The organism is Micromonospora sp. GCM10011542 (assembly GCF_042650685.1).
In the GTDB taxonomy this organism is placed as follows: Bacteria; Actinomycetota; Actinomycetes; order Mycobacteriales; family Micromonosporaceae; genus Micromonospora.
Map to the genome: position 1 here is coordinate 82451 of NZ_JBHSBO010000042.1, position 23694 is coordinate 106144.

Here is a 23694-nt window from a genome sequence, read left to right on the forward strand (position 1 = left end):
CTAAACCATCGATACGAGCGCGTCACGGGCCCAGCCTACCCGACGACGGCGGGGAAGCTCACCGGCTCGGGGCAGAGCGTCCCGCCGGACGGGACGACGAGGCGCCGCGTGCCGGCGGCGAGGGCGGGGTAACAGGGTTGCCATGAGCCACGAGCAGAGCGATCAGGAACGGATGGAGTCGCGCGCGCACCTGTTGCCCGAGGAGGCCGCGGTGGGCAGCGACGACCCGGAGGCCCAGGCGGACGCGATCCTCACCGAGTCGGACATCCGCGAGGAGGACCAGAACGCGGCGCCGGACACGGTGCTGGAGCGGCGTACCTCGGAGCAGACGGCGACCTTCAGCGAGCCGCCGGACTGACCGTGGCGCCGCGCGCCCGGCGCGACCCCCGGTAGGTCTGGTCCCGCAGCCAGGTCAGCGGGCCGGCCGCCCGCAGCTCCGCCGGCAGGTTGCCGACCGGGTCGAAGGCCAGCGCGGCGTCCTCCCGGGCGCTGAGCTGGTCACCGATGCTGACCTGGCCGACCGGCCGCCACGGCCCGACGGCGGAGGCGACCGCGATGACCATCCGCGGCGCCTCCGCCCGGGTCGCGGCGGCCAGCTCGGCCAGGCCGCGACCCAGGTCGACCGAGTCCGGGTCGGGGAGCGCGGCCAGCCAGAGCCGGCGCCGGCCGACCCGGTAGCTCATGATCGTGCTGTACGTCCCGGTGAAGCGGCGTCGGGGCAGCGGCACGTTGCGCAGCAGCGGCGCCGCGCCGCTGGAGCTGACCAGCAGGTCGAACGGGCGCCCGACCTCGGTGTGCATCCGCAGCGCCAGGCCGAGCACGTCCGGCCAGCCGCCCGGGGTGGGCGTTCCCTTGGAGAGGCGCACGGTCGCCCGGTAGCGACCGGGGCCGTCCAGCAGGTGCACCCCGGTCGGCGGTCCGGGCGTACCCCAGATCAGCACCTCGCCGGTGAAGGACCGACCGGCCGGATGCAGCAGGCGACCGCGGCGCAGCCGGGCCAGCGCGGCGGCGGCGCGTTCGACGGCGGTGGCGGCCCGCGCGGCGGCGTGGGGGGCGGGCGGGGTGGGCATGCCCCTGCGGTACCCCGGCGGGCCCGGTCGATACCCGGCGCGGCCCGCCTCGCCGACTCCCGGCACGTCACCTTTCCGCCCCCGAGATCGGATAGCGTCGTGCCATGCCCGACAGCGGTTACCCCTGGCCCATCGAGACGACCCGACTGGACAACGGCCTGCGCGTGGTGGTGAGCGAGGACCGCACCGCGCCCGCGGTCGCCGTCAACCTCTGGTACGACGTCGGCTCCCGGCACGAGCCGACCGGGCAGACCGGTTTCGCCCACCTCTTCGAGCACCTGATGTTCGAGGGGTCGGTGAACGTGGCGAAGACCGAGCACATGAAGCTGATCCAGGGCTCCGGCGGCTCGCTCAACGCCACCACCAACCCGGACCGGACCAACTACTTCGAGACGGTCCCGGCCGAGCACCTGGAGCTGGCGCTCTGGCTCGAGGCCGACCGGATGGGCGGCCTGGTGCCCGCGCTGACCCAGGAGACGCTGGACAACCAGCGCGAGGTGGTCAAGAACGAGCGCCGGCAGCGCTACGAGAACGTCCCGTACGGCGACGCGTGGCTGCGGCTGCTGCCGCTGCTCTACCCCCCGGGGCACCCGTACCACCACGCCACCATCGGCTCGATGGCCGACCTAAACGCCGCCGACCTGGCCACCTTCCAGGACTTCCACCGGACGTACTACGCACCGAACAACGCGGTGCTCACCGTGGTCGGCGACGCCGCCGCCGCCGAGGTCTTCGCGCTGGCCGACAAGTACTTCGGCGCGCTGCCCGCCCGCGACGACATCCCGCCCGCCCCGGACGGCCGCAGCGTGCCCGCCACGGGTCGGCCCGCCGTGGAGGCGGTGACCACCGACGTGCCGGCCCCCCGGGCGTACGTGGCGCACCGCACCTACCCCTTCGGCAGCCCGGGGTACGACGTGCTCACCGTCCTCGCCACCGTGCTGGGCAGCGGCCGGGGCAGCCGGCTCTACCAGCGCCTCGCCGACGGCGAGCGGATCGCCCAGCCGGACCTCGTCGGGGCGTACGGGGTGGACCTGGCGCACGCCCCGGCACCGTTGATCGCCACCGCCACCGCCCGCCCCGGCGTCTCCGCCGAGCGGCTGGCCGCCGGGCTGGCCGAGGTGGTCGACGAGCTGACCACCGTGCCGGTCACCGCGGCCGAGCTCGATCGCGCCAAGGCGCTGCTGAGCACCGCCTGGTGGCGGCAGATGTCCACCGTGGACGGCCGGGCGGACACGCTCGGCCGGTACGCCACCCAGTTCGGTGACCCGGCGAAGGCCGCCGAGCGGCTGCCGGCCTGGCTCGCGGTGACCGCCGAGCAGATCGCCGAGGCCGCAGCCGAGGTGCTCGCCGCCGACGACCGGGTGACCCTGACCTACCTGCCCGAGGAGACCCCATGACGTTGATCACCGACCGTCCCGGCCCGGGTGCCGCCCGCCCGTACCGGTTCCCGCCGGTGGTCCGCCGCGCCGTCGCCGGCGGTCAGGTGGTCGCCGCGCACCTGCCCGGGCAGAACCTCGCCGTCGCGCTGCTGCTGCTCGACGCGGGCGCCGGTCGTGAGCCGGCCGGCAAGGAAGGGCTGGGCGGCGTGCTGGCCAAGGCCCTGGAGGAGGGCACCGCCCAGCGGGACGCCACCGCGTACGCGCTGGCCATCGAGGCACTCGGCACCGAGCTGGTGACCGGGCTGGACTGGGACTCGTTCCAGGTCAGCGTCCAGGTCCCGGTGGAGCGGCTGACCGCCGCGGTGCAGCTGCTCGCCGAGGCCGTGCGTACGCCCAAGCTGGACCCGGCCGACGTCCGCCGGGTCCGCGACGACGAGGCCACCGCGCTGCGGATGGACTGGGCGAACCCGGGCCCGCGCGCCGACGCCGCGCTGCGCGCCGACCTGTTCGGCGCGCAGACCCGCTGGGGCCGCCCGATGTACGGCGACCCGGAGTCGGTGGCCGGCCTGGACGTCGAGGACGTGACGGTCTTCCACTCCGAGTGGTTCCTGCGGCCCGGCACCCTGATCGTCGCCGGTGACCTGGACCGGATCGACCTGGACGCGCTGGCCGCGGCGGCGTTCGCCGGCGCCGGCGGCGGTCCGGCCGACCGGGGCGGCCCGATCGACGTGCCGCTGCGCACTAATCGGCGGATCATCCTGGTGGACCGGCCCGGCTCGGTGCAGTCCACGCTGCGGCTGGGCCACCCGTCCCCGCACCGGGCGCACCCGGAGCACGTGCCGATGACCCTCGCCGGCACGGTGCTGGGCGGGGCGTTCACCTCCCGGCTGAACCACCTGATCCGCGAGGTGCGCGGCTACACGTACGGCATCCGCGGTGACTTCGCCTCGTCCCGCCGGTTCGGCCGGTTCGCGGTCAGCTCCGGAGTGCAGACCGCGGTCACCGCCCCGGCTCTGGTGGAGGCGGTCGGTGAGATCAGCCGTACCCAGCTGGGCGGGGTGACCGAGGAGGAGCTGGCGGTGGCCCGCTTCTGGCGGGCCGGGCAGCTCTCGGTGGAGTTGCAGAGCCCGCGGGCGATCGCGTCCGCGCTGACCACGCTGGTGGTGCACGACCTGCCCGACGACTACCACGCCCGGCTGCGCGAGGAGCTGCTCGCCGCCGACGTGGACCAGGTCTCCGCCGCGGCGGCGGCCCACCTGCGCCCGGACGCGCTGACCCTGGTGATCGAGGGCGACGCCGCCGTCATCCGCGACGACCTCACCGCCACCAACCTCGGTGAGATCATCGACCACTGAGCGCCCGGCAGGTCGGATCGTCGTGGTTGATCGACTCGGGCGGCTGTGACTTCTGTCGCTGCGGTCCGTGGTGGCCTGGACGGCTGGTGGGGTGGCCGAGGCAAGGATGTTGCGGTGTGGGCCGTGGGAGGCGGAATCCTTCTGGTGGGAGGGGTGCGGGGCCGTGCACTTTCGGTCGAAGGGTGCGCGGGACCGGCTGTGCGGTCGGTGTGACGGTGGACCGGGCGGTGGGAAAGAACTCCCGGTCACCGGGCCGGCCTGGGTAGCCTCGCGGGCATGAGGATCGGCATTGTGGGGGCCACCGGCCAGGTCGGTGGCGTGATGCGGCAGGTGCTGGCGGAACGGCAGTTCCCGGCGGAGCAGGTGCGGTTGTTCGCCTCGGCGCGGTCCGCCGGGCGGACGCTGCCCTGGCGCGACGGCGAGGTGACGGTCGAGGACGCGGCCACCGCGGACTACACCGGTCTGGACATCGTGCTCTTCTCCGCCGGCAAGGGCACCGCCCGGGAGCTGGCGCCGCGGGTCGCCGAGGCCGGCGCCGTGGTGATCGACAACTCCTCGGCCTTCCGGATGGACCCGCAGGTGCCGCTGGTGGTCGCCGAGGTCAACCCGCACGCCGCCACCGACCGCCCGAAGGGCATCATCGCCAACCCCAACTGCACCACGATGGCCGCCATGCCGGTGCTGCGTCCGCTGCACGCCGAGGCCGAGCTGGTCAGCCTGGTCGTCTCGACCTACCAGGCGGTGTCCGGCGCCGGGCTGGCCGGCGTCGCCGAGCTGGACGAGCAGGTCCGCAAGGTCGCCGAGCACGCCGCCGAGCTGGCCTTCGACGGCACCGCCGTGGAGTTCCCCGCGCCGCGCTCCTTCGCCCAGCCGATCGCCTTCAACGTGCTCCCGCTGGCCGGCTCGATCGTCGACGACGGCTCCTTCGAGACCGACGAGGAGCAGAAGCTGCGCAACGAGAGCCGCAAGATCCTGGAGATCCCCGGCCTCAAGGTCTCCGGCACCTGCGTCCGGGTGCCCGTCTTCACCGGCCACTCGTTGCAGATCAACGCACGCTTCGCCCGGCCGCTCAGCCCGCGGCATGCCCGTGATCTGCTCGACGGTGCGCCCGGGGTGGCGTTGACCGACGTGCCCACCCCATTGCGGGCGGCCGGGCAGGACCCGACCTACGTGGGCCGGATCCGCGCCGACGAGACCGTCGAGCACGGCCTGGCGCTGTTCTGCTCCAACGACAACCTGCGCAAGGGCGCCGCGCTCAACGCGGTGCAGATCGCCGAACTGGTCGCCGACGAACGCCGCTGACCGTCGCCGTTCCCGAGGCCCCCGCCGGCTGCCGGCGGGGGCCTCGGCGTGTCGGCCCGCCGGTCACCACCGGACCGACGCGGGAGCCCGCCGGCCGTGTTTGGATGGAGAGACTTCGACCCCGCGACGTGGAGGAAGCCGTGCCGGATGACCGCACCCACCAGGCGCTGACGGACCTGATCGCCGGTCGCTGGATGGGCGTACTGGCGACCCTCAAGCGGGACGGACGGCCGCAGCTGTCCACCGTGGTCTACTCCTTCGACCGGGAACGGAAGCTGATCCGGATCTCGGTGACCGACGACCGGGCGAAGACGGTCAACCTGCGCCGGGACCCGCGGGCGAGCTTCCACGTCGGCAGCGAGGACGGCTGGGCGTACGCGGTCGCCGAGGCGCGCGCCGAGCTGACCCCGGTGGCCACCGACCCGTCCGACCCGACGGTCGACGAACTGGTCGACCTGTACCGGTCGGTGCAGGGCGAGCACCCGGACTGGGCCGACTTCCGGCGGGCGATGGTCGCCGAGCGCCGGCTGGTGCTGCGGCTGCACATCGAGCGGATCTACGGCGTGCCGCCGCGCGGCTGACCCGCCCGCCAGCCGCCGTGGCGTCGGCGGCGCATCCGAACCCGGGCGTCAGCCCGGCTCGACGACGGTGACGCCGGGCCAGCGCCGCGCCGGGCGGTGCCGGGCCAGCCGCTGTCGGGACAGCGTCACGTCCACCCGCGCCGGGTTGTGCCGCCACACCCCGCCCAGCAGGTCGTCGAGGCCGTACGGTGCGCAGACCGCCAGCCGGTCGCCCGCGTCCAGCCGGACGGCGACGGCGGTGGCGTACTCCGGCCAGGTGGCGACCGCCTCGGCGACGCTGCGGTACGGGGCGATCGGGTCGCCGCCGAACTTCGCCGCGTACTAGGTGTGCACCGCCGCCTGGTTGCGCGCCTGCCAGGTCGGCTCGGCCCAGGCTGCGACCAGGCGGGCGGTGGCCCGGTGGTCGTACTCCCGGCTCAGGTCCGTCGGGTCGAAGAAGACCACGTCCACGTCCCGGACCGCCGCCGGCTCGAACCCGTCGCCGTACCGCTCACCCCAGACCAGGTCGCGCAGGGCGCCCGCGCCGATCCAGGCGTCCGGCAGGCCCGAGTCGCGCACCACGGTCAGCGCCCGGGTCAGCCAGCCACTGCCGGCGATCAGCTCCCGCAACTCATGCTCGCCCGTCATCCGCCCACGGTAGGCAGCGCGCCCGGTCCACGCCGCCCCGCCACCCGGCCGGCGGTGTGCGTTACCCCGCCCCGGGCGGCGGGTAGACGGCCGTGCCGACACCGAGAGGGGAGCACCATGACAACGGTCGGAGAGTTCATGACGACCCGGTTGGTGACGATGGACGGCAGCGACACGCTCACCGCGGCGGCCCAGGAGATGCGCGACAGCGCCATCGGCGACGTGGTGGTGACCGACGGAGACAACGTGGTCGGCATCGTCACGGACCGGGACATCACGGTCCGGGGTGTCGCCGAGAACATGGACCCGGGCTCGACCCAGCTGAACCAGATCACCACCCGGGACGTGATCACCGTGAGCCAGTACGACGACGCGGTTGCCGCGGCGGACCTGATGCGCACGTACGCCGTACGCCGACTGCCGGTGATCGACGACGGGCGCCTGGTCGGCCTGGTCTCGATGGGTGACCTCGCGGTCGAGCGCGAACCTCAGTCGGTGCTGGCCGACATCAGCGCCGACGACCCGAACAACTGACCGTCCGCCGCGGGCCCGCCGGCCCTCCCGTGATCCGGGAGGGCCGGCGTCGTACGTCCGGGAGCCCGGGTTGATCCCGCCACCACCCGGCGCTCACCCGATCCGGGCGAGGTTGACGGCGTACCGGCTGGGGACCCGTGCGGGGACGTCGAACACCGGCCGCCGGCGGCACGAACCGCCCGCGCTGCGGTTTCCGGGAGCCGACCGGCTGGGGGAGGAGTGACCCATGGTGGACGCGACCACGAGGTTCTTCGAGGACCTGGACCGACGGGGGTACGAGCCCCTGCTGGCGAAGTCCTCCGGGACCCTGCGATTCGACCTGCGCGAGGGGGCGCAGACCCGGCACTGGCTGCTGCGCATCGACCACGGTCGGCTCACTGTGACCCAGGAGGACCGCGAGGCGGACACGGTGGTCGGTACGAGTCCGGCGCTCTTCGAGGAGATCACGGCCGGCCGCGAGGACGGGCTGGCCGCGATCCTGCGTGGCGACATGACGGTGCTGGGTGACGCGCGGCTGGTGGTGCAGGTGGAGCGCATCTTCCCGGGCCACCCGGACGCCCGGGGGCCGCGCCGGCGCTTCGTGGGGGAGGTCCGCTGATGGGGTCGACCAACACCATCCGGATCCTGGACGGCAACACGTTCGTCGTCTCGGAGGACACCGGTGACATCGAGGCGACGCCGAGCGAGCCGACCGGACTCTTCTCCATCGACACCCGGTTCCTGTCCACCTGGGTGCTCACGGTCAACGGTGAGCGGCTCAACGCGCTCTCCTTCGACGACCTCCAGTACTACGAGTCCCGGTTCTTCCTGGTACCGGGCATGGCCACCCACTACATCGACGCGAAGCTGTCGATCATCCGGGAACGGGCGGTCGGCGGCAGCTTCCGGGAGCAGCTCACCATCCTCAACCACGACGAGCGGCCGGTCGACCTGGAGATCCGGATGGAGGCGGCGTCCGACTTCGCCGACCTGTTCCAGGTCAAGGACGAGATCCTGAACAAGAAGGGCGAGATCTACACCGAGGTCGAGCCCGATCGGCTGCGGCTGGGCTACCGGCGGGGCAACTTCCGCCGGGAAACCGTGATCTCCTCGTCCATCGCGGCCCGCTACGACCGTGGCGGCTTCGCGTACACGGTCCATCTGGAACCGAACGGACAGTGGCAGACCAACATCGACGTCCAGACAAACGCGGTCGGGCCGGGTGGCCGGGACCTGCGGTTGGGCGTGCAGGTGCACGGCACCGAGCGGCTCGCCCTGCAACGTGACCTGGAGAAGTGGGTCGCGGACGCTCCGAAGGTCAACACCGAGCACCCGGAGCTGGCGAGCACCTACCGGCGCAGCCTGATCGACCTGGCGGCGCTGCGCTTCTCGCCGCTGTCGCTGGGCGGGGCCACCCTGCCGGCGGCCGGTCTGCCCTGGTTCATGACCATGTTCGGTCGGGACAGCATCCTCACCTGCCTGCAGACGCTGCCGTTCACCCCGCATCTGTCCAAGACCACCCTGCGGATCCTGGCGTCCCTGCAGGGCAGCCGCTTCGACGACTTCCGCGACGAGGACCCGGGACGGATCCTGCACGAGATGCGCTACGGCGAGACCGCCGCGTTCGAGGAGCAGCCACACTCGCCGTACTACGGCTCGGTGGACGCGACCCCGCTCTTCGTCGTGCTGCTGGACGAGTACGAGAAGTGGACCGGGGACGTCGCGCTGGTCAAGGAGTTGGAGCAGGAGTCCCGGGCGGCGCTGAGATGGATCGACGACTACGCCGACCTCGTCGGCAGCGGCTACATCTGGTACGAGCGGCGCAACACCGACACCGGCCTGGAAAACCAGTGCTGGAAGGACTCCTGGGACTCCATCTCGTACCGTGACGGCACGCTGCCGCCCTTTCCCCGGGCCACCTGCGAGGTGCAGGGGTACGCGTACGACGCGAAGGTCCGTGCGGCCCGGCTGGCCCGGGAGTTCTGGAACGACCCCGGGTACGCCGAGCAGTTGGAGCGGGAGGCGGCCCAACTCAAGGAGCGGTTCAACCGGGACTGGTGGGTGGCCGACGGCGAGTACTACGCCCTCGCCCTGGACGCGGACGGGCGGCAGTGCGACGTGCTCAGCTCCAACATCGGCCACCTGCTCTGGAGCGGGATCGTCGACCAGCAGCGGGCGGAGAAGGTCGCCCAGCACCTGGTGGGACGGCGGCTCTTCTCCGGTTGGGGTGTCCGCACCCTGGCCGAGGGCGAGGCCCGGTACAACCCGATCGGTTACCACAACGGCACGATCTGGCCGTTCGACAACTCCTTCATCGCCTGGGGGCTGCGCCGCTACGGCTTCCCGGAGGAGGCCGCCACCATCGCCAGCGGCATCCTGGACGCCGCCCGGTACTTCGACGGCCGGCTGCCCGAGGCGTTCGGCGGCTACCCGCGCGAGCTGACCAAGTTCCCGGTGGAGTACCCGACGGCGTGCAGCCCGCAGGCCTGGTCGACGGGTACCCCGCTGCTGTTGCTGCGCACCATGCTCGGCCTGGAGCCGCACGAGGGGCACCTCGCGGTGGAGCCTCGGCTGCCGATCGGCATGGGCCGGATCGAGGTGCTGGACATCCCGGGCCGCTGGGGCAAGGTGGACGCCTTCGCCCGGGGCCGGCTCGACATGGGCGACTGACCGACGCCACCGCGGCGCGAGCCGGCGTCGCGGGCACCGGACCCACCGGCGCGTCGAGCGGAGGATCCCGCCGGCGCGCCGGTGGCCACGGTTCAGCCGGTCGGCAGGACGGTGTCGAGGAACGCGGTGGCCATCGCGCCCAGGTCCGGCCGGTCCAGCAGCGGCAGGCCGCCGTCGCGGGCCCGGCGCGCCTCCTGCCGTACGTCGTCCAGCAGGGCCGGCCAGCGTGCCTCGTCGACCAGCCGGTAGCGGGCCGGCACCACTCGAAGCCCGTGCGCGGCCAGCGCCGTCCCGTCCTCGTCCGCCCGCCCGCGCCAGCCTCCGCCGTGCACCCAGAGCAGCACCGCCCGTTCCGTCATCCCGCCATCCTGCGGACGTCAGCTGCCCACCGCCACGGTGATCCGCTGACAGCAGAAGCCGGGCTGGGGAGCACGGGGGTTCGCCACTGAGCCGCAGCAGGCCGGGCACGATAGATTCTGCGGATGCCGGAGCTTGTGTACCCGCCCGTGATCGCCGCCGCCAAGACGATGTTCCGGGTCCTCGACCTGAAGATCACCATCGAGGGCGCCCACCACGTCCCGCGTACCGGTGGGGCGGTGCTGGCCAGCAACCACGTCAGCTACCTCGACTTCATCTTCTGCGGGCTGGGTGCGAACGAGTCGGGCCGGCTGGTCCGGTTCATGGCCAAGCAGTCGGTCTTCTCCCACCGCGTCTCCGGCCCCCTGATGCGCGGCATGCGGCACATCCCGGTGGACCGGCAGGCCGGCGCCGCCTCGTTCCGGTCCGCCGTCGGCGCGCTCAAGCGCGGCGAGGTCGTCGGCGTGTTCCCGGAGGCGACGATCAGTCGGTCGTTCACCGTGAAGGAACTCAAGAGCGGCACGGTCCGGATGGCCCGCTCCGCCAAGGTGCCGGTGCTGCCGGTCGCGCTCTGGGGCACCCAGCGGCTCTGGACGAAGGGCCGTCCGCGCACCCTCACCCGCCGGCACACGCCGATCACCATCCTGATCGGCGAGCCGATCCACCCGGCGGACCACCCGGACCCGAACGTGCTGGCCGCCGAGCTGACCACGCGGCTCAGCGCCCTGGTCGACCGGGCCCAGCGGGAGTACCCGGAGCAGCCGGCCGGGCCGGAGGACACCTGGTGGCAGCCGGCGCACCTGGGCGGCTCGGCGCCGACCCCGGAGGAGGCCGCCGCCCTGGACGCCGCCGACGGCGAACGTCGCACCACCGGCGCGTGACCGTGACCGGATCGTTCCGCATCCGGGCATGATGGTGTCTGCCGTCGCGGCGCCGCCGCGAGCAGGATCGGTGCCATGAGCAGAGCCGCACTCGTCGTGATCGACGTCCAGGAGTCCTTCCGCCAGCGCACGATTTGGGCGCACGGCTCCAACCCCGCGCTGGTCCGGCAGGTCGAACGGCTGGTCGCCGCCGCCCGGTCCCGCGGCGACCTGGTGGTCTGGGTGCTGCACGCCGAGCCGGGCACCGGCGGCGTGTTCGACCCGGCCCTTGGACACGTCCGGCTGATCGAGGGGCTGGAGCCGGCGGCCGGGGAGCCGACGCTGGTCAAGACCGCGCACAACGCGTTCACGACCACCAACCTCCAGCAGGTGCTCACCCTCGCCGGCGTCCACGACCTCACCGTCTGCGGCATCCGTACCGAGCAGTGCGTCGAGACCACCACCCGGGTCGGCGCCGACCTCGGCTACCGGATGACGTTCGTGACCGACGCGACGCTGACCTTCCCGATCCCGCACCGGGACCTGCCGGAGACCGCCACGGTGGAGCAGATCCTCGCCGACCCGCGGACGCTCTCCGCCGCGGACGTCGTCACCCGCACCGAGTACGCCCTGGCCGGACGCTTCGCCACCATCCGCACGGTCGACGAGGTCACCGGCGCCCGTCTCGCCGGCGCCCGGGGCTGAGCCGGTGGCCCGGGTCGTCTTCCTGCTGGTCCCGCAGGTGCACCTGCTGGACCTCGCCGGGCCGGCCCAGGTCTTCTCCAGCGCCGCCGACCTCGGTCACGACTACCGGCTGCACTACGTCGCCGAGCAGGAGCGGGTGCCCACGGTGCAGGGCGTACCGCTGGTCGCCGACACCCGCTGGCCCGACCTGGGCCCGGACGACCTGCTGCTCGTACCCGGCTGGCGGCCGGCGGCGCACGGACCGCAGGGGCCGGTCGGCCCGGCGGACCTGCGGAGGCTGGCCGAGCACCACGCGGCCGGCGGCACCGTGGCCAGCGTCTGCGCCGGCGCGTACGCCCTGGCCCGGGCGGGGCTGCTCGACGGCCGGCGCTGCACCACCCACCACGACGTGCAGGACGACCTGGCCCGCCGGTACAAGGCGGCCCGGGTGGTCCGCGACGTGCTGTACGTGGTCGACGACCGGGTGGTCACCTCGGCCGGCATCGCCAGCGGCATCGACGTCGCGCTGCACCTGGTGGCCGCCCGGCACGGGCCGGCGACCGCCGCCCGGATCGCCCGCACGCTGGTGGTCTACGCCCGGCGCAACGGCCACGAGCAGCAGGCCAGCGCCATGATGCGGCACCGTTCGCACCTGTCCGACGCGGTGCACCGGGTGCAGGACCTGATCGACAGCCGGTACGCCGAGCCGCTACCGCTGGCCGACCTTGCCGCGGCGGGCGGCGTCGCCGAACGGACGCTGACCCGGTTGTTCATCCGCACCACCGGCCTCACGCCGCTCGGTTACCAGCAGCTGCTGCGGGTGGAGCGCGCCGAGCACCTGATCGGGCACGGGGCCACCGTCGAGTCGGCCGCGCGGACCGTCGGCTTCACCGACGCCCGGATGCTGCGCCGTCTGCGAGCCCGCTCCGCCGGGGCAACTCCGGCTCCGGCCCGGAGCGGTAGTAGTCGTCCCGGGACCGGAACTCCACCGGCAGGGACCCGGGCAGGGTGACCGGGCCCTCCGCGGGTGGCCCGACACCGGCCCGTTCCGTCAGCACGTCGCGCTCCTGCGGGGAGAGGTCCACCAGTTCCGGACGGGTGAGTCGGAAGGTGGCCACCGCCCGCCGCACCTGCCCGGCCAGCTCGGCGACCTCCCCGGCCGATCCGCCGAGGGCCAACGCCGGCTGCTGGATGGTGCGCAGCGCGTCGCAGACGATCAGCAACTGTGCCGGCTGGTCCGGGCCGGCCGGCAGCAGCTCCAGGCGGGACGGCCACTGCCAGCGGATCTGACCGCTCATCAGGCCGCGCATCCGCGTCGCCGGCCGGTGCCGCGCCGCGCCGTCGGCGACCACGGAGAGCTGGGAGCCGCTGCCCACCCAGCTGATCCGCTGCTCGGTGACGGTCAGCGACACCGGCTCGGGCAGCCGCCATCCGCGCCGCGCCTCGCTCGGCCCGAGCAGATAGCCGGCGACCAGCAGCCGGTGCCGGCCGAGCACCCGCTCACCGGCGACCGGACGCAGGTCGTGTCGACGGTCCAGCGTCGGACCCACGTCGTCGTCCGGCGCGTCGAAGCGATGCGGACCGATGAAGAACGGGGACACGTCGGCGTGCATCGTCACGACCTCCCGATCGGATGGCTGTGCCGTCGAGCCTGGCCGACGCGAGGCCCGCTGTCATGACGCCCGTTAGGGGGTCGGCCGGTCGTGGGTGGCTTGTGACCGGTAGATGCCGATCTCCTCCGGGCGGACGAGGCCGTCCTCGATCGCCCGGGCGAGCAGCGCCGCCTTCGTGGCGGCCGGCCGCCCCGCCCGGGTGTATTTGATCCGCGCACGGTCGACGTACTGCTTGACCGTGTGTTCGCTGATCCGCATCCGGCGGGCCACCGAAGCCTTGGACATCGACTGGAACCACAGCAGCAGCGCTTCGCGTTCCTTGTCGGACAGGACGGGCCGGTCCGAGCGCGGGTCGCCGACCATGGCGCCGGCCAGCGCCGGCGGCACGTACGGGCGGTCGCTGGCCGCCGCGAGCACGGTGGCCACGCAGTGTTCCCGCCCCTCCTGCTTGGCGAGGAACGCCACCGCCCCGGCGTCGAGCGCGGCGAGCATCGTCTCCGGGTCGGTGTGCTCCGAGTAGACCACCACCCGCCGGCCGGCGGCGCTCAGCTCGGCCAGCTTGTCCAGCGCCATTCGGCCGTGCAGCCGCAGGTCCAGCAGGACCACGTCGGCGTCCGGCGCGGCCCGCAGCACCTCGTCGGGGTCGTCCCCGGTCGCCAGTACGGTCAGCCGTGGCTCGGTGGCGAGCCAGGCGCGGACCCCCTCGACGACCACCGGGTGATCGTCGACGATCGCCACGCCGATCGGCCGGCCGCCGGTCACCTCCGCCACCGGGTCTGCGCCCATCTGATCTCCCCGTCGCGTTCGTTGCGGTGCTCCACCCGGCCGTCGTCGTCGGCACCGGGTGGCGACCCGGTCGGCTCGAGGACCTCCCGGTCCGGAGTGACCAGGCTGACCACGACCTCGTCCGGGCCGGAGACCACGGTCAGCCGGGCCCAGCCCTGGGCAGCGGCGAGCATCCCGGTGAGCGGGTCCGCCAGCCGGCGACGGATCGGCACCGGCAACGGGGGCGGCGTGCCGATGGTGACCAGGTCGATCGGCAGGCCCTGGCGTTCGGCCAGGTCGACGGCGGCGCGTAACTCGTGCAACAGCTGGTCCGGGACGTCGTCGGACTCGGCGATCAGGCGACGCAGTCGGGCGGCGGCGAGCACGCACCGCCGCCGCACCTCCGGATCCGACGGATCGGCCCGCCCGGCGGCCAGCTCGCCGAGCACCTCGCCGGCCGCCGCGTCGACCAGGGCGAGCCGGTTGCGGCGCTCGCTGCGGGCCCGTTCGGCGGCGACCCGCTCCGCCGCCAGAGCGTGGTCGGCCGCGGCGGCGGTGGCCCGGTCCCGGGCGAGTCCGACGATCGCCGCGCCGCCCACGAAGATGGCCACCGGCAGCGACGACGTGCCGTAGGCGTACATCGCGTAGCGGGCCAGGTCGGCGGTCGTGGCGCCGTGGGCGAGGACGGCCGTCAGCGCGATCAGCGCGTGCGCCGCCAGCAGCGCGAGCAGACCGGTCACCCGCCGACCCCAGAGCGCCAGCACGAAGAACCAGGCCAGCGTGCCCCACACCCAGTTGGCCGCGGCGAAGAGGTGCCGCTCGCCGACCGCCGCGAAGACCGCCGCGTCGACGGTGAGCAGCAGCGCGGCGTGCGGCCACGAGGGCAGCGGCGTGCCGCGGAGCAGGCGGACCCCGGCCACCGTGCCGGTCACCGCGACCAGCGACCAGCCGGCGACGACCACCGCCGGCGCGGGGAACTCCGCCCGGGCGCTCAGCACCGCGGGCAGCCCGATCGCCACGTGCCAGGCCAGCGCGATGGCGATCGCGACGATCCGGGCTCCCCGGTCGGAGGCGTGCGCCACCGCCGCAGCCGACCCGGCGATCACCTCCACCGGCTCCGGCCCGCGCGGCGCCGGCACGCCCCTGCGTCCCGTCGCGCGGCGCACGCCCGGTGTCCGGTCGGCTGGGGCGCCGAGGTCAGCCGACACCCGGCCACTCCAGCCGGATCCGGGTACCCACGCCGGGCGCGGAGCGCACCTCGGCCCGGCCGCCGATCGCCGCCATCCGGCCCCGGACGGACTCGCGCAGCCCGTACCGGTGCGCGGGCACCGTGGCCGGGTCGAAGCCGGGGCCGTCGTCGACCACCTCCACCACGACGGCGACCGCGTCCCGCGTCAGCCGCACCGTGGCGCGTGCGCCGGGGGCGTGCCGGAGCACGTTGGACAGTGCGGCGTGGACGCTCTCGGTGATCGCGTCGGCCACCTCGGAAGGCACCGCACAGGACGCCAGTTCGACGGTCACCGGCAGCTCGGGCAGGCGACCGGGCAGGGCCTGCAGCCGGTCGTCGAGCGGCACCGGCCCGTCGCCGGGCGCCGGGCGGGCGTCGACCAGGGCGGCGAGGGTACGCAGGTCGGCGGCGCACCGCTCGCGCAGCGCCGCCGACGGCCCGGGCACCGCGCCCAGCCCCACCATGGTCAGCGTGCCGAGGACGGTGTCGTGCAGGTCGCGATTCTGCCGGCGCTCGGACTCCCGGGCGGTGCGGGCGACCAGCGCCTCCCGGGTCAGCCGCTGGTGCTCGGCGAAGGCCCGGTCGGCCCGCCCGATCCGGCGGCGCATCACCGCCGACACCATCGCCGTGCACGCCGCCTGCACCAGCAGCGTGGCCGCGTGCGCCCGTGCCTCCGCCGGGTCGCCGGCGGCCTGCGCGCCGGCGGCGTACGCGGCGGTGACCAGCAACGCCGCCGGCACGGACCAGCGCGCGGGCGCGGTGGCCTGGGCGTTGATCACCGTGGTGCTGGCGAGCACGGCGATCCAGCTGCCCTCGCCGGGGAGCACCTCGGGTGCCACCAGGCGCGGGATGAGCAGGCAGGCCGCCGCCGTGACCGCGACGTCGCCGGCCACCAGTGCCGGGGTGATGCCGTGGCGCAGGGCGCGGACCGCGTACCAGAGCGACCACCCGGTCAGCGCGGCCACGACGGGCACCAGCAGGGCCGGCTCGACCGGCGGGGTACGCACCGACAGCGCCACCGCCGCGCCGGCCAGGCCGCAGCTCAGCCGCAGCAGCGCGGGGATCGTGGTGAAGATGAGACCGAGCGCGCCACCGGCCGGGTTGTCCAGCACGGGCGGCGGCACGGTCGGGGCGGCAACGGCCGGCATCGGGAGCGTCCTTCCGACACGACCCGGTCCGGGTCCGCGCGACGGAGATCGACGCCGGAGAATAGCACGCCCACGCACCGGAGATCACCCTCGGTGCCCGGAGTGTCGTCGCTGCGTCAGCTCCCGATCAGTCGACGGTGCGCGGCTGGAGCAGGTCCCACCGGTTGCCGTACAGGTCCGCGAAGACCGCCACCGAGCCGTACGCCTCGTGCCGGGGCTCCTCCAGGAACCGCACCCCGGCCGCCGTCATCCGGGCGTGGTCCCGGGCGAAGTCCTCCGTGTACAGGAAGAAGACGACCCGACCGCCGGTCTGGTCGCCGATCCGGTCGCGCTGCTCCGGGGTGCTCGCCCGGGCCAGCAGCAGCGCGGTCTCCCGGGCGCCCGGCGGGCGGACCACCACCCAGCGCGATCCGTCCGGGCGGGCGGTGTCCTCCACCAGTTCGAAGCCGAGGGCACCGACGTAGAAGTCGATCGCCTCGTCGTACTCGCGCACCACCAGCGCGACCAGTCCCAGCTGTGCCATGGCGTCATCATGCCGGCCGCGGCGAACCGACCCCGGCCACCGCCGGTCGGTGTGAGCTGGCACCCGGAACGCGCGGGAACCCGATGCGCGCCCGGACCGTCCCATCGTCGGCCGAGAGGTGGTGGACCGGATGCGGCCGGTCGGGCCGATCCCCCCGGCGTTCACCCCGGTCGCCGCGGTGCTCTGCGGCCGGCACGTGCAGCCCCAGCCCGACGGCGGGCAGGACCTGGTGTCCACCGAGCGTCGCGCCGAGGACATCGCGGCGCTGGTCGCCGCGCTGCGCCTACCCGACCAGGCGTCGACGGGTGACATCGCCTGTAGCGCCGACCTGGTCGTACCGCCCTGGCTGGCCCTGCTCGACCAGCGCGACCGCTGGCTGCGGCCGTCAGTGCCGACCGACGTCTGCGGCAAGCCCCGCGCCGAGGTGCGGGCGGCGCTGGACGGGCTGCGGTTGGTCACCGTTGCCACCCGTACCGTGCGGGAGGTGGAGTCCCCGGCGGCGGCCGTCGCCGGGTGCGCGCCGCGCTGGGCCGACATGGTGTGGGTGGAAACGGCAGCCCGGCGGGCCATGGCCACGCCCGGCACCGCCCGGAACGCGCCCCCTCTGCGGCTCTGCGTCTACCGGGTGCCGGCGAGCGAGCGGGGCGGCGGCAAGCCGGCCGGAGACTTCGCGTACGGCGGGCAGTTGGCACAGGAGCGGCAGGCGGCGGTGCTCCGCGCGCTGGCCGTCACCCGGCCGGTGGCCGACTGCGCCACCCCGGCGTCCCGATTCGCGGTGCTGCGCCCGGCGGACGGCGCCGCCGCTCCCCACTGGTACGTGGAACTCGACGGCTGTCGGCGCTTCCTCGTGGTCTCGGCGACCGGTCCGCCGCAGCTCGGGCAGGGCGACGCCGCGCTGGCTGAGCTGCTCGCCCGCTGACCCGGCTCAGTTGATCGGCAGCGCCTTCGTGCCCCCACCGGCGATCGACCGGGTGACCTTGGGGCCGCCGGACCAGTAGTAGCAGCGCACCCCGTGGTCGCCGCGGGCCCACGCATCCGCGGACGGGAAGCGGAACGAGCTGCCGGTGCGGTAGCGCAGCTTGCCGTCGACGGGCACCTTGGCGTAGCGGGCGATGACCGTGCGGCACGCCGCGTGGATGCTGTCGGTGTCCTTGGCGGCGGTGTCGTAGGAGCGGTCCGGGGCGGTCCAGATGCCGGCGTACTCGTACTGGTGGGCGGCGGTGCAACCGGCTGGGCGCAACCAGCCCCACCTGTCCTCGTTCATGCAGCCGTAGGTCAGGGCGGACCCGCTCCGGACGGCGTCGCGCAGGCTGCCGGACCGTTGGACCGCCGTGTCGGTGCCGCCGTCGGCGCCGCGCAGCTCGTCCAGCTCGAAGAGGTCGCAGCGGTACCAGCGGCTGCCGCCCGTCCAGCCGGCCGGCGAGGTCGGCGCTACCTGCATCGAGAGCCGGGCTCCCCGCCACTCGCCGCCGACGAACTCCTTCGCCTTCTTGTCGCAGTCGGCGAACGCGACGCGCATGGCCGCCGAGCCGACCTTGGGCGGGATGGGCCGCGCGGCCAGTTCACCCGTGAACGCCCCGACGTGGAACGTCTCCACCAGGTGCGTCTTCGCGCAGTCCACGGGGGAGTAGGTGGCCAGGTAGCTGCTCGCCTCGGCGCTCACGTGACACAGGCCGGCCTGGGCGGCGAACTGCTGCGCCGGGGGCATCGACCGCCAGTCGTCGGACAGGTCGCCGTCGGTGCCGTCCGGTGTGCCACAGCCGGCCAGCACCATCGTGATCAGCGCGGCCGCGACCACGGCCCGGAACTGGCGTCGCATGTGTTTCTCCCCGTGTGCGCGTGCCCGACGCGGGCAGCATAGGGCACCGCTACGCCTGTACCTCCGCCTCGGATCCGCCGTCAGTCGATCACGGGTCGGGCCTGCGCCGGCACCTGGAGCAGGTCCAGGGTGTTGCGCCACAGCATCTCGAGTTGGGCCGGATCGTTGAGCAGCTTCGCCAGCAGGACGCGCCCTTCGATCTGCGCCACGATGGACCGGGCGGCCTCCCGGGTGTCGACCGACGGGCCGGCCTGCCCCTGCTCCTTGGCCTCGACGACCACCCGATCGATGAGGTCGATCTGCGCCTCGAAGATCTCCTGGAGCCGGCCGCGGATCTCCTCGGCCTGGTTGCTGAGTTCGAGTGCGAGGTTGCCGAACAGGCAGCCCGCGACCAGCCCGACCTGCTGCTGCCCGGCGCGCTGCACCTCCTCGGTGGCCTCGAACAGGTCCCGCAGGCGGTGCAGCGGGTCCTGCTCGCTGCTCAGCGCCTTCTCCCAGTCCCGGCGCTGGGCCGCCCAGTGCTCGTCGATGACGGCGAGGGCGAGCGCCTGCTTGGACTCGAAGAAGTAGTAGAAGCTGCCCTTCGGCACGCCCGCGGTGGCGCAGATCTCGGCCACGCCCAGGGCGGAGTAGCCGCGCTGCTCGATGAGCGTGGCGGCCGAGTTGAGGATCTTGTTCCGCGCGTCACTGGTCCGTCCCATGCTTGGACGATACCCGACCGGTCGGCTAGCGTCTTAGGCGACCGGTCGTCTAGTGCGGCCAGCGCGGCCCGGCCAACCCGGCTCGGCCACCTACAGAGAGGCTCGACATGAGCACCAGTCAGGTTCAGAAGGTCGTCGTGGTCACCGGCGCGTCGCAGGGCATCGGGGCCGATCTGGTGGCCGCGTACCGCAAGCTCGGCTACGGCGTGGTGGCGACCTCGCGCTCGATCGGCGTCGCCGACGACCCGGAGATCGTCACCGTCCGGGGCGACATCGCCGACCCCGACACCGCCGACCGGGTGGTCCGTGCCGCCCTGGACCGTTTCGGCCGGATCGACAGTCTGGTGAACAACGCCGGCATCTTCGTCGCCAAGCCGTTCACCGACTACACCGCCGAAGACTTCGACGTGGTGACCGGAATCAACCTCGCCGGGTTCTTCCACCTCACCCAGCGCGTGATGCCGCACCTGCTGGCCACCGGCGCGGGGCACATCGTCTCCATCACCACCGCACTCGTGGACCAGCCCAACTCGAACGTCCCGTCCGTGCTCGCGTCGTTGACCAAGGGCGGTATCAGCTCGGCCACCAAGTCCCTGGCCATCGAGTACGCCAGCCGCGGCGTCCGGGTCAACGCCGTCGCGCCCGGCATCATCAAGACCCCGATGCACCCGGTCGAGACGCACGAGACGCTCGCCGGCCTGCACCCGGTCGGCCGGATCGGTGAGACCAGCGACGTGGTCGACGCGGTCGTCTACCTCGAGTCGGCGCCGTTCGTCACCGGCGAGATCCTGCACGTCGACGGCGGCCAGAACGCCGGTCACTGACCACCTGAAGGGGTTGACCATGCCTATCGTCACCATCCAGATCACCCGTGAGGGCAGCACGCCCGGCGCGTCCGCCGCGACCGCCGAGGAGAAGGCCGCGCTCATCAAGGGCGTCAGCGAACTGCTGCGCGACGTGCTGAACAAGCCCCTCACGTCGACCTTCGTGGTCATCGACGAGGTCGACACCGAGAACTGGGGACGCGGCGGCCTACCGGTCGAACAGTTCCGCGAGCAGGAGCGGTCCGGGTCCATCGGCTGACCGCCGGCGTACGGGGCGGGTTGCGCGACGGGAATCTCCCGAGGCGCACCCGCCCCGCGCCGTTCCCACACGACTCACTGATCGTCGTGCGGAACGGACACGAAGCCGTCGGTCCACTGGTCCTCGTCGACGGTGTAGCGGTTGATGTCGAAGCAGTCGGGCTCGTCGCGGAAGCCGGGCAGCACCCTGGCTCGCGGTATCCGTTCCTGCGCCCGCGCCTCGGAGGAATACACCCCGAGCATCTTGAGATCGTCCCCGTCCTCCTCGTCCCAGACCAGCTCACCGGCCTCGTCCCGGTGCGTCGTCGGGCGCCCGTCGAGCCAGCGGGCGTGGCGGATGTGCCAGAGCAGGAAGACCTCCATGCCGCCGGACGCTAGCCGTTGCGGCTCGTCGCCGTCCTGTTGCGGGCTGCGGATCCGACCGTCGGATCTGAGTTGATCAAAGTGTGGGGCATCGGCTAACGTGCCCGCCCGTGAAGCGCTTCCGGGTTTTCTCCACGATGTTGATCTCTGCCTCCCTGATGACTCTCGCCGCGTGTGGCGGTGAGGACACCACCACCACGGCCGGCTCCACGCCGTCCGCCACCACGGCTTCCTCGGCGGCTGCCTCCGCCTCCTCGGCGCCGTCCGCGTCGACGGGCACCACGGCCGCGATGAGCGACAAGGAGCTCTGCGAGGCCGTCGAGAAGGCTGGCAACGAGATGAGGCCGGCGCTGGCCGCCGCCATGCAGTCCGCTCTGCAGTCCGGTGAGGAACCGTCGCCGGTCGTGTTCAAGGAGATCCTGACGGGTCTGGAGCAGAAGATCACCAAGGCGGTCCCCGCCGGGGCGAACAGCGAGGCGGCCACCGCCGTCAAGCGGTTCGCCGCAGAGGCCGCCAAGGCGGCAGCCGCGAAGAACCCGGTAGACGCCTCCGAAAACCCTGCCTTCGAGAAGGCCGGTGCGGACATCACCGCCGCCTGCAAGGCGGCCGGAGTCACGGTCAACTTCTGACGACGTCGTCCGTCCCACTGTCCCCGCGGATCACCTTTGACCGCGGGGACGGTGGCATACCTTTGTGGGTGGTCTTCTCCGCACCCTTGCGGACCCGGCCGAGCCGACGCAGTGGGGGACGGCGGGCATGTCAAGCGAACCGCAGCCGGGCCTGGCGCCCGAGCACATGAGCCCCCGCTACACCGACGACGACCCGATCATGATGACGGTCGACGGCCAGGACTTCCGCGTTCGTGAACGGGTGGGAAGGCCCCCACGTACGACTTCGACTGGCTCAGCAGGCCGCACGACTACGGCTTCACGAGTTCGGGCATCACGATGGACCTGCCCGCGATGCGGGAGGCCATCCGCACCTTCCTCGCCGGCATCGACCCCGCCACCGGATTCCTAAAGGACTAGCTGGAAGGCGGAGTTCGAGCGGGCCGCAGTGGGCGGGGCCGTGAACCATCTCTTCGCTGACTTGGCTGTACGGAAGTCCTGGTGATCGACGGGGGCCGGAGTGGGAAGCCGCTGAACTGCGGTGAGGTGGGTGCGCCCGGCAGGATTCGAACCTGCGGCCTTGGGATTAGAAGAAGATTGCGCATGGCTGGCCAAGCGGTTGCAGCCCTGGTCAGCCCGTCCGTCGTTGTCGGGCATCGTCGGCGTCTGGCGGTCGCCTTGGCTGTACGAATGGCTGTAGCGGCACCATCTGGCGACCCCTACGGTTCACGATCATGAAAGTCCCCATCGCGGCCGTTCTCTTCCAACTGCTGGGCCTGCTCGTTCTCTACGGGATGATCCGCCTGGCTGTGCACTGGAGTTCCATCCGACCCTTGCTCGGGCAGCATCCCCGGCGCCTACAGCTCGTCCTGCTCGTCGCGTTGGGGCTCGTGGCCGGCTTCGCTCTCGGACGGCTACTACCCGACGACACCGTGACACCCAAGCGACTCACAGGCACGGTGACCTGGTCGAACGAGGAGTCCAGCGAGATTGAGTTTGACGCTGACGGCGACGAGCCGACCAGGTTTTACTCCGTCGTTGGTAGGCACTGGATCGACGCGAACGGTACCCGGCACAGCGGCGGCTATCCGAGCTGCCTGTCGGGGCAGCAAGACGACCCTGTGCGCTCGGACCGTAGGCGGGTCGAACTGGGGGTCATCTACCAGGAGAGCTATGACCTTGCTCCCGACATCGCCGTATCCGTTCGCTGCTTCGGCTGAGCGTTGGACTCGGACTCCTTCTCAAACACTCTCTGAGCTTCGGTTTGGAAGAGCGCGATCAACGGTCCGTGATGCCCGAAACGCCTGCAGGCAACGGCCGGTCCGGTCGCGTCTCGTGCCCGCTCCGCGCCTGGGTTACTGGCCCGCGGATGGCCCATGCCGGCGTCGAGTTAGAAGAAGATCACGGATGGCTGGTCGTCTGGTGATCGCATGGTTCACTGTCGCGCATGACGTGGCGAAGGACCGGGCTGGTGTTGGCGGTCATCCTGGCGGTGGTGACCTTCGTTGGCTGGCGCTGGTGGCACAACCGCCCGCCGTACGGCCCGGAAGCGCTGGCCATCAAGTCCTCACTTCAGTTCGTCAGCCACGGGGAGGCTCAGGTCGCGCTCGGGGAGAAGGTATACGCCCCGGTGTCCAACGGACGCGACCAGCTGGTGCTCGGGCGGGTTTCTTGGCAGACCCCGCCCAAGCCACTGGATGGCGGATACTTCGCGATCTTTCTGATTGACAAGCGCACCAACCTCAAGCCGGGAAGCTTCAGCGCGTTGTCGCCGCTCCAGGAGGCCGTCGGCCTCGGGAGTGCCGGAGTCGAGAACAAGATCGCCGACCGCTATTCCTGGCTACAGGGCACAGGCGACGTCAGAGAGGGAAACAGCTGGTGGAGCTACGGCTCCAGACTGGCCGTGTCCGACGGGAACGCTTCGCCGCTAACGTTCGTCGCGCCGTTTCCGCATGTGGAGGGGCCGCTGCGGGCGGCGGTCCACGTGCCCACTGCCCCGGTTGCGATTTCGGACCTGCTGTTGGCCTTGGTTTATATGGGGCCGGACGGGCAGGTGTACTGGGCGCAACGGCTCCAAGGGTAGATAGCGGATCTCCTCGTCGGGCAGTCGTAGACCGTCCAGCCTCTCCGGACGGGGTCCAGGTGGAGCGCCCTACCGGACGAACGACCTGGACCCCGTCCGGAGAGGCTGGTAGCCCTTGTGGTGCCCGGCGAGGTGAGCCGCGGCGGCATCTCCGAGGAGGGTCGGGGTTCGGGGCGGAGCCCCGAGGTCTTCGTGGTCCTGGTCGTCATCAAGCGTGGCCGGCCGGCCCGGCCGATGCCGGCCGGAGGTCGCCAGCAGGCCGGGGCCGGGCCGACGCGGCCCGCTTGCGGGCCGCGTTGATCTAGACGAGTAAGTCCTAATCCTGGTTAGTGGTCGTAGGCGATCAGGGACCGGGTGATGGGT

Annotated in this window: 26 protein-coding genes and 2 pseudogenes; 17 read left to right on the top strand and 11 right to left on the bottom strand. The window is 72.8% G+C overall.

What is annotated here, in order from left to right:
• Nucleotides 1–142: 142 nt before the first annotated feature.
• On the top strand, nt 143–358 hold the full coding sequence (locus ACFOW4_RS16040; RefSeq protein WP_377528405.1) for a hypothetical protein: 216 nt from the start codon (nt 143–145) through the stop codon (nt 356–358).
• Here ACFOW4_RS16040 and ACFOW4_RS16045 read toward each other — a convergent pair.
• The gene (locus tag ACFOW4_RS16045; RefSeq protein WP_377528406.1) at nt 339–1070 is read right to left on the bottom strand and encodes a phosphodiesterase; all 732 of its coding nucleotides are present in this window, start codon (nt 1068–1070) and stop codon (nt 339–341) included. The two genes, ACFOW4_RS16040 and ACFOW4_RS16045, sit on opposite strands and share 20 nt — an antisense overlap.
• A 104-nt stretch (nt 1071–1174) precedes the next feature.
• On the opposite strand from ACFOW4_RS16045, the gene ACFOW4_RS16050 reads away from it, so the two are divergent.
• From ACFOW4_RS16050 to ACFOW4_RS16065, 4 genes are all read left to right on the top strand, one after another.
• A complete protein-coding gene (locus tag ACFOW4_RS16050) occupies nt 1175–2467 on the top strand; it encodes a M16 family metallopeptidase (RefSeq protein ID WP_377528408.1) in 1293 nt (430 codons plus the stop codon).
• The gene (locus tag ACFOW4_RS16055) at nt 2464–3804 is read left to right on the top strand and encodes a M16 family metallopeptidase (protein WP_377528410.1); all 1341 of its coding nucleotides are present in this window, start codon (nt 2464–2466) and stop codon (nt 3802–3804) included. The genes ACFOW4_RS16050 and ACFOW4_RS16055 overlap by 4 nt, the downstream gene beginning before the upstream one ends.
• A 276-nt stretch (nt 3805–4080) precedes the next feature.
• The gene (locus ACFOW4_RS16060) at nt 4081–5106 is read left to right on the top strand and encodes an aspartate-semialdehyde dehydrogenase (protein WP_377528412.1); all 1026 of its coding nucleotides are present in this window, start codon (nt 4081–4083) and stop codon (nt 5104–5106) included.
• Nucleotides 5107–5246: 140 nt separating this feature from the next.
• Nucleotides 5247–5687: a PPOX class F420-dependent oxidoreductase gene (locus tag ACFOW4_RS16065; RefSeq protein WP_377528414.1), complete on the top strand. Its 441-nt coding sequence runs from the start codon at nt 5247–5249 to the stop codon at nt 5685–5687.
• A 48-nt stretch (nt 5688–5735) separates the two neighbouring features.
• On the opposite strand, the pseudogene ACFOW4_RS16070 reads toward ACFOW4_RS16065, so the two are convergent.
• A pseudogene (locus ACFOW4_RS16070) lies at nt 5736–6314 on the bottom strand (nucleotidyltransferase family protein).
• Nucleotides 6315–6431: 117 nt separating this feature from the next.
• Between ACFOW4_RS16070 and ACFOW4_RS16075 the strand changes: the two are divergent.
• The 3 genes from ACFOW4_RS16075 (at nt 6432) to ACFOW4_RS16085 (ending at nt 9497) form a co-directional block, all read left to right on the top strand.
• Nucleotides 6432–6848 (top strand): CBS domain-containing protein, encoded by a 417-nt coding sequence (locus ACFOW4_RS16075; RefSeq protein ID WP_377528416.1) that lies wholly within the window; start codon nt 6432–6434, stop codon nt 6846–6848.
• Between the two features lie 226 nt (nt 6849–7074).
• Nucleotides 7075–7446 carry an SCP2 sterol-binding domain-containing protein gene (locus ACFOW4_RS16080; protein WP_377528418.1) on the top strand — a complete coding sequence of 124 codons (372 nt, stop codon included), beginning with the start codon at nt 7075–7077 and terminating at the stop codon, nt 7444–7446.
• Nucleotides 7446–9497 (top strand): glycogen debranching N-terminal domain-containing protein, encoded by a 2052-nt coding sequence (locus ACFOW4_RS16085; protein ID WP_377528420.1) that lies wholly within the window; start codon nt 7446–7448, stop codon nt 9495–9497. The genes ACFOW4_RS16080 and ACFOW4_RS16085 overlap by 1 nt, the downstream gene beginning before the upstream one ends.
• A 92-nt stretch (nt 9498–9589) precedes the next feature.
• Here the strand turns inward: ACFOW4_RS16085 and ACFOW4_RS16090 are convergent, their stop codons facing one another.
• Nucleotides 9590–9856: a hypothetical protein gene (locus tag ACFOW4_RS16090; RefSeq protein ID WP_377528421.1), complete on the bottom strand. Its 267-nt coding sequence runs from the start codon at nt 9854–9856 to the stop codon at nt 9590–9592.
• A 123-nt stretch (nt 9857–9979) separates the two neighbouring features.
• Here ACFOW4_RS16090 and ACFOW4_RS16095 point away from each other — a divergent pair, with 123 nt between their 5' ends.
• The 3 genes and pseudogenes from ACFOW4_RS16095 to ACFOW4_RS16105 form a co-directional block, all read left to right on the top strand.
• Nucleotides 9980–10735, top strand: a complete 756-nt coding sequence (locus ACFOW4_RS16095; protein WP_377528423.1) for a lysophospholipid acyltransferase family protein — start codon at nt 9980–9982, stop codon at nt 10733–10735.
• A gap of 75 nt (nt 10736–10810) precedes the next feature.
• Nucleotides 10811–11419, top strand: a complete 609-nt coding sequence (locus ACFOW4_RS16100) for an isochorismatase family protein (RefSeq protein WP_377528425.1) — start codon at nt 10811–10813, stop codon at nt 11417–11419.
• Nucleotides 11420–11423: 4 nt separating this feature from the next.
• Nucleotides 11424–12284: pseudogene (locus ACFOW4_RS16105) on the top strand (GlxA family transcriptional regulator); the annotation flags it as partial.
• A 1-nt stretch (nt 12285) separates the two neighbouring features.
• Here the strand turns inward: ACFOW4_RS16105 and ACFOW4_RS16110 are convergent.
• The 5 genes from ACFOW4_RS16110 to ACFOW4_RS16130 form a co-directional block, all read right to left on the bottom strand.
• A complete protein-coding gene (locus ACFOW4_RS16110) occupies nt 12286–13011 on the bottom strand; it encodes a hypothetical protein (RefSeq protein WP_377528427.1) in 726 nt (241 codons plus the stop codon).
• A gap of 72 nt (nt 13012–13083) precedes the next feature.
• On the bottom strand, nt 13084–13797 hold the full coding sequence (locus ACFOW4_RS16115; RefSeq protein ID WP_377528429.1) for a response regulator: 714 nt from the start codon (nt 13795–13797) through the stop codon (nt 13084–13086).
• Nucleotides 13770–14915, bottom strand: coding sequence for a hypothetical protein (locus tag ACFOW4_RS16120; RefSeq protein WP_377528431.1), 1146 nt, complete (start codon nt 14913–14915; stop codon nt 13770–13772). Before ACFOW4_RS16120 ends, ACFOW4_RS16115 begins: the two co-directional genes overlap by 28 nt.
• A 58-nt stretch (nt 14916–14973) precedes the next feature.
• Nucleotides 14974–16152 carry a sensor histidine kinase gene (locus tag ACFOW4_RS16125; RefSeq protein WP_377528433.1) on the bottom strand — a complete coding sequence of 393 codons (1179 nt, stop codon included), beginning with the start codon at nt 16150–16152 and terminating at the stop codon, nt 14974–14976.
• Between the two features lie 127 nt (nt 16153–16279).
• Nucleotides 16280–16675: a VOC family protein gene (locus ACFOW4_RS16130; protein ID WP_377528435.1), complete on the bottom strand. Its 396-nt coding sequence runs from the start codon at nt 16673–16675 to the stop codon at nt 16280–16282.
• Nucleotides 16676–16805: 130 nt separating this feature from the next.
• On the opposite strand from ACFOW4_RS16130, the gene ACFOW4_RS16135 reads away from it, so the two are divergent.
• Nucleotides 16806–17594 (top strand): hypothetical protein, encoded by a 789-nt coding sequence (locus ACFOW4_RS16135; RefSeq protein WP_377528437.1) that lies wholly within the window; start codon nt 16806–16808, stop codon nt 17592–17594.
• A gap of 6 nt (nt 17595–17600) precedes the next feature.
• On the opposite strand, the gene ACFOW4_RS16140 is transcribed toward ACFOW4_RS16135, so the two are convergent.
• Nucleotides 17601–18494, bottom strand: coding sequence for a septum formation family protein (locus ACFOW4_RS16140; protein WP_377528439.1), 894 nt, complete (start codon nt 18492–18494; stop codon nt 17601–17603).
• Between the two features lie 80 nt (nt 18495–18574).
• Nucleotides 18575–19195, bottom strand: coding sequence for a TetR family transcriptional regulator C-terminal domain-containing protein (locus tag ACFOW4_RS16145; protein ID WP_377528441.1), 621 nt, complete (start codon nt 19193–19195; stop codon nt 18575–18577).
• A 107-nt stretch (nt 19196–19302) separates the two neighbouring features.
• Here ACFOW4_RS16145 and ACFOW4_RS16150 point away from each other — a divergent pair, with 107 nt between their 5' ends.
• Together ACFOW4_RS16150 and ACFOW4_RS16155 are read left to right on the top strand one after the other, a co-directional pair.
• Nucleotides 19303–20019, top strand: coding sequence for an SDR family NAD(P)-dependent oxidoreductase (locus ACFOW4_RS16150; protein WP_377528443.1), 717 nt, complete (start codon nt 19303–19305; stop codon nt 20017–20019).
• Nucleotides 20020–20038: 19 nt separating this feature from the next.
• Nucleotides 20039–20278 carry a 4-oxalocrotonate tautomerase family protein gene (locus ACFOW4_RS16155; protein ID WP_377528445.1) on the top strand — a complete coding sequence of 80 codons (240 nt, stop codon included), beginning with the start codon at nt 20039–20041 and terminating at the stop codon, nt 20276–20278.
• A gap of 74 nt (nt 20279–20352) precedes the next feature.
• Here ACFOW4_RS16155 and ACFOW4_RS16160 read toward each other — a convergent pair whose 3' ends face one another.
• On the bottom strand, nt 20353–20640 hold the full coding sequence (locus tag ACFOW4_RS16160) for a hypothetical protein (RefSeq protein WP_377528447.1): 288 nt from the start codon (nt 20638–20640) through the stop codon (nt 20353–20355).
• 110 nt (nt 20641–20750) lie between these two features.
• On the opposite strand from ACFOW4_RS16160, the gene ACFOW4_RS16165 reads away from it, so the two are divergent.
• The 3 genes from ACFOW4_RS16165 (at nt 20751) to ACFOW4_RS16175 (ending at nt 23331) form a co-directional block, all read left to right on the top strand.
• Nucleotides 20751–21269 carry a hypothetical protein gene (locus ACFOW4_RS16165; RefSeq protein WP_377528449.1) on the top strand — a complete coding sequence of 173 codons (519 nt, stop codon included), beginning with the start codon at nt 20751–20753 and terminating at the stop codon, nt 21267–21269.
• A 713-nt stretch (nt 21270–21982) separates the two neighbouring features.
• Nucleotides 21983–22468 carry a hypothetical protein gene (locus ACFOW4_RS16170; RefSeq protein WP_377528451.1) on the top strand — a complete coding sequence of 162 codons (486 nt, stop codon included), beginning with the start codon at nt 21983–21985 and terminating at the stop codon, nt 22466–22468.
• Nucleotides 22469–22719: 251 nt separating this feature from the next.
• The gene (locus ACFOW4_RS16175) at nt 22720–23331 is read left to right on the top strand and encodes a hypothetical protein (RefSeq protein ID WP_377528453.1); all 612 of its coding nucleotides are present in this window, start codon (nt 22720–22722) and stop codon (nt 23329–23331) included.
• The last annotated feature ends 363 nt before the right edge of the window (nt 23332–23694 follow it).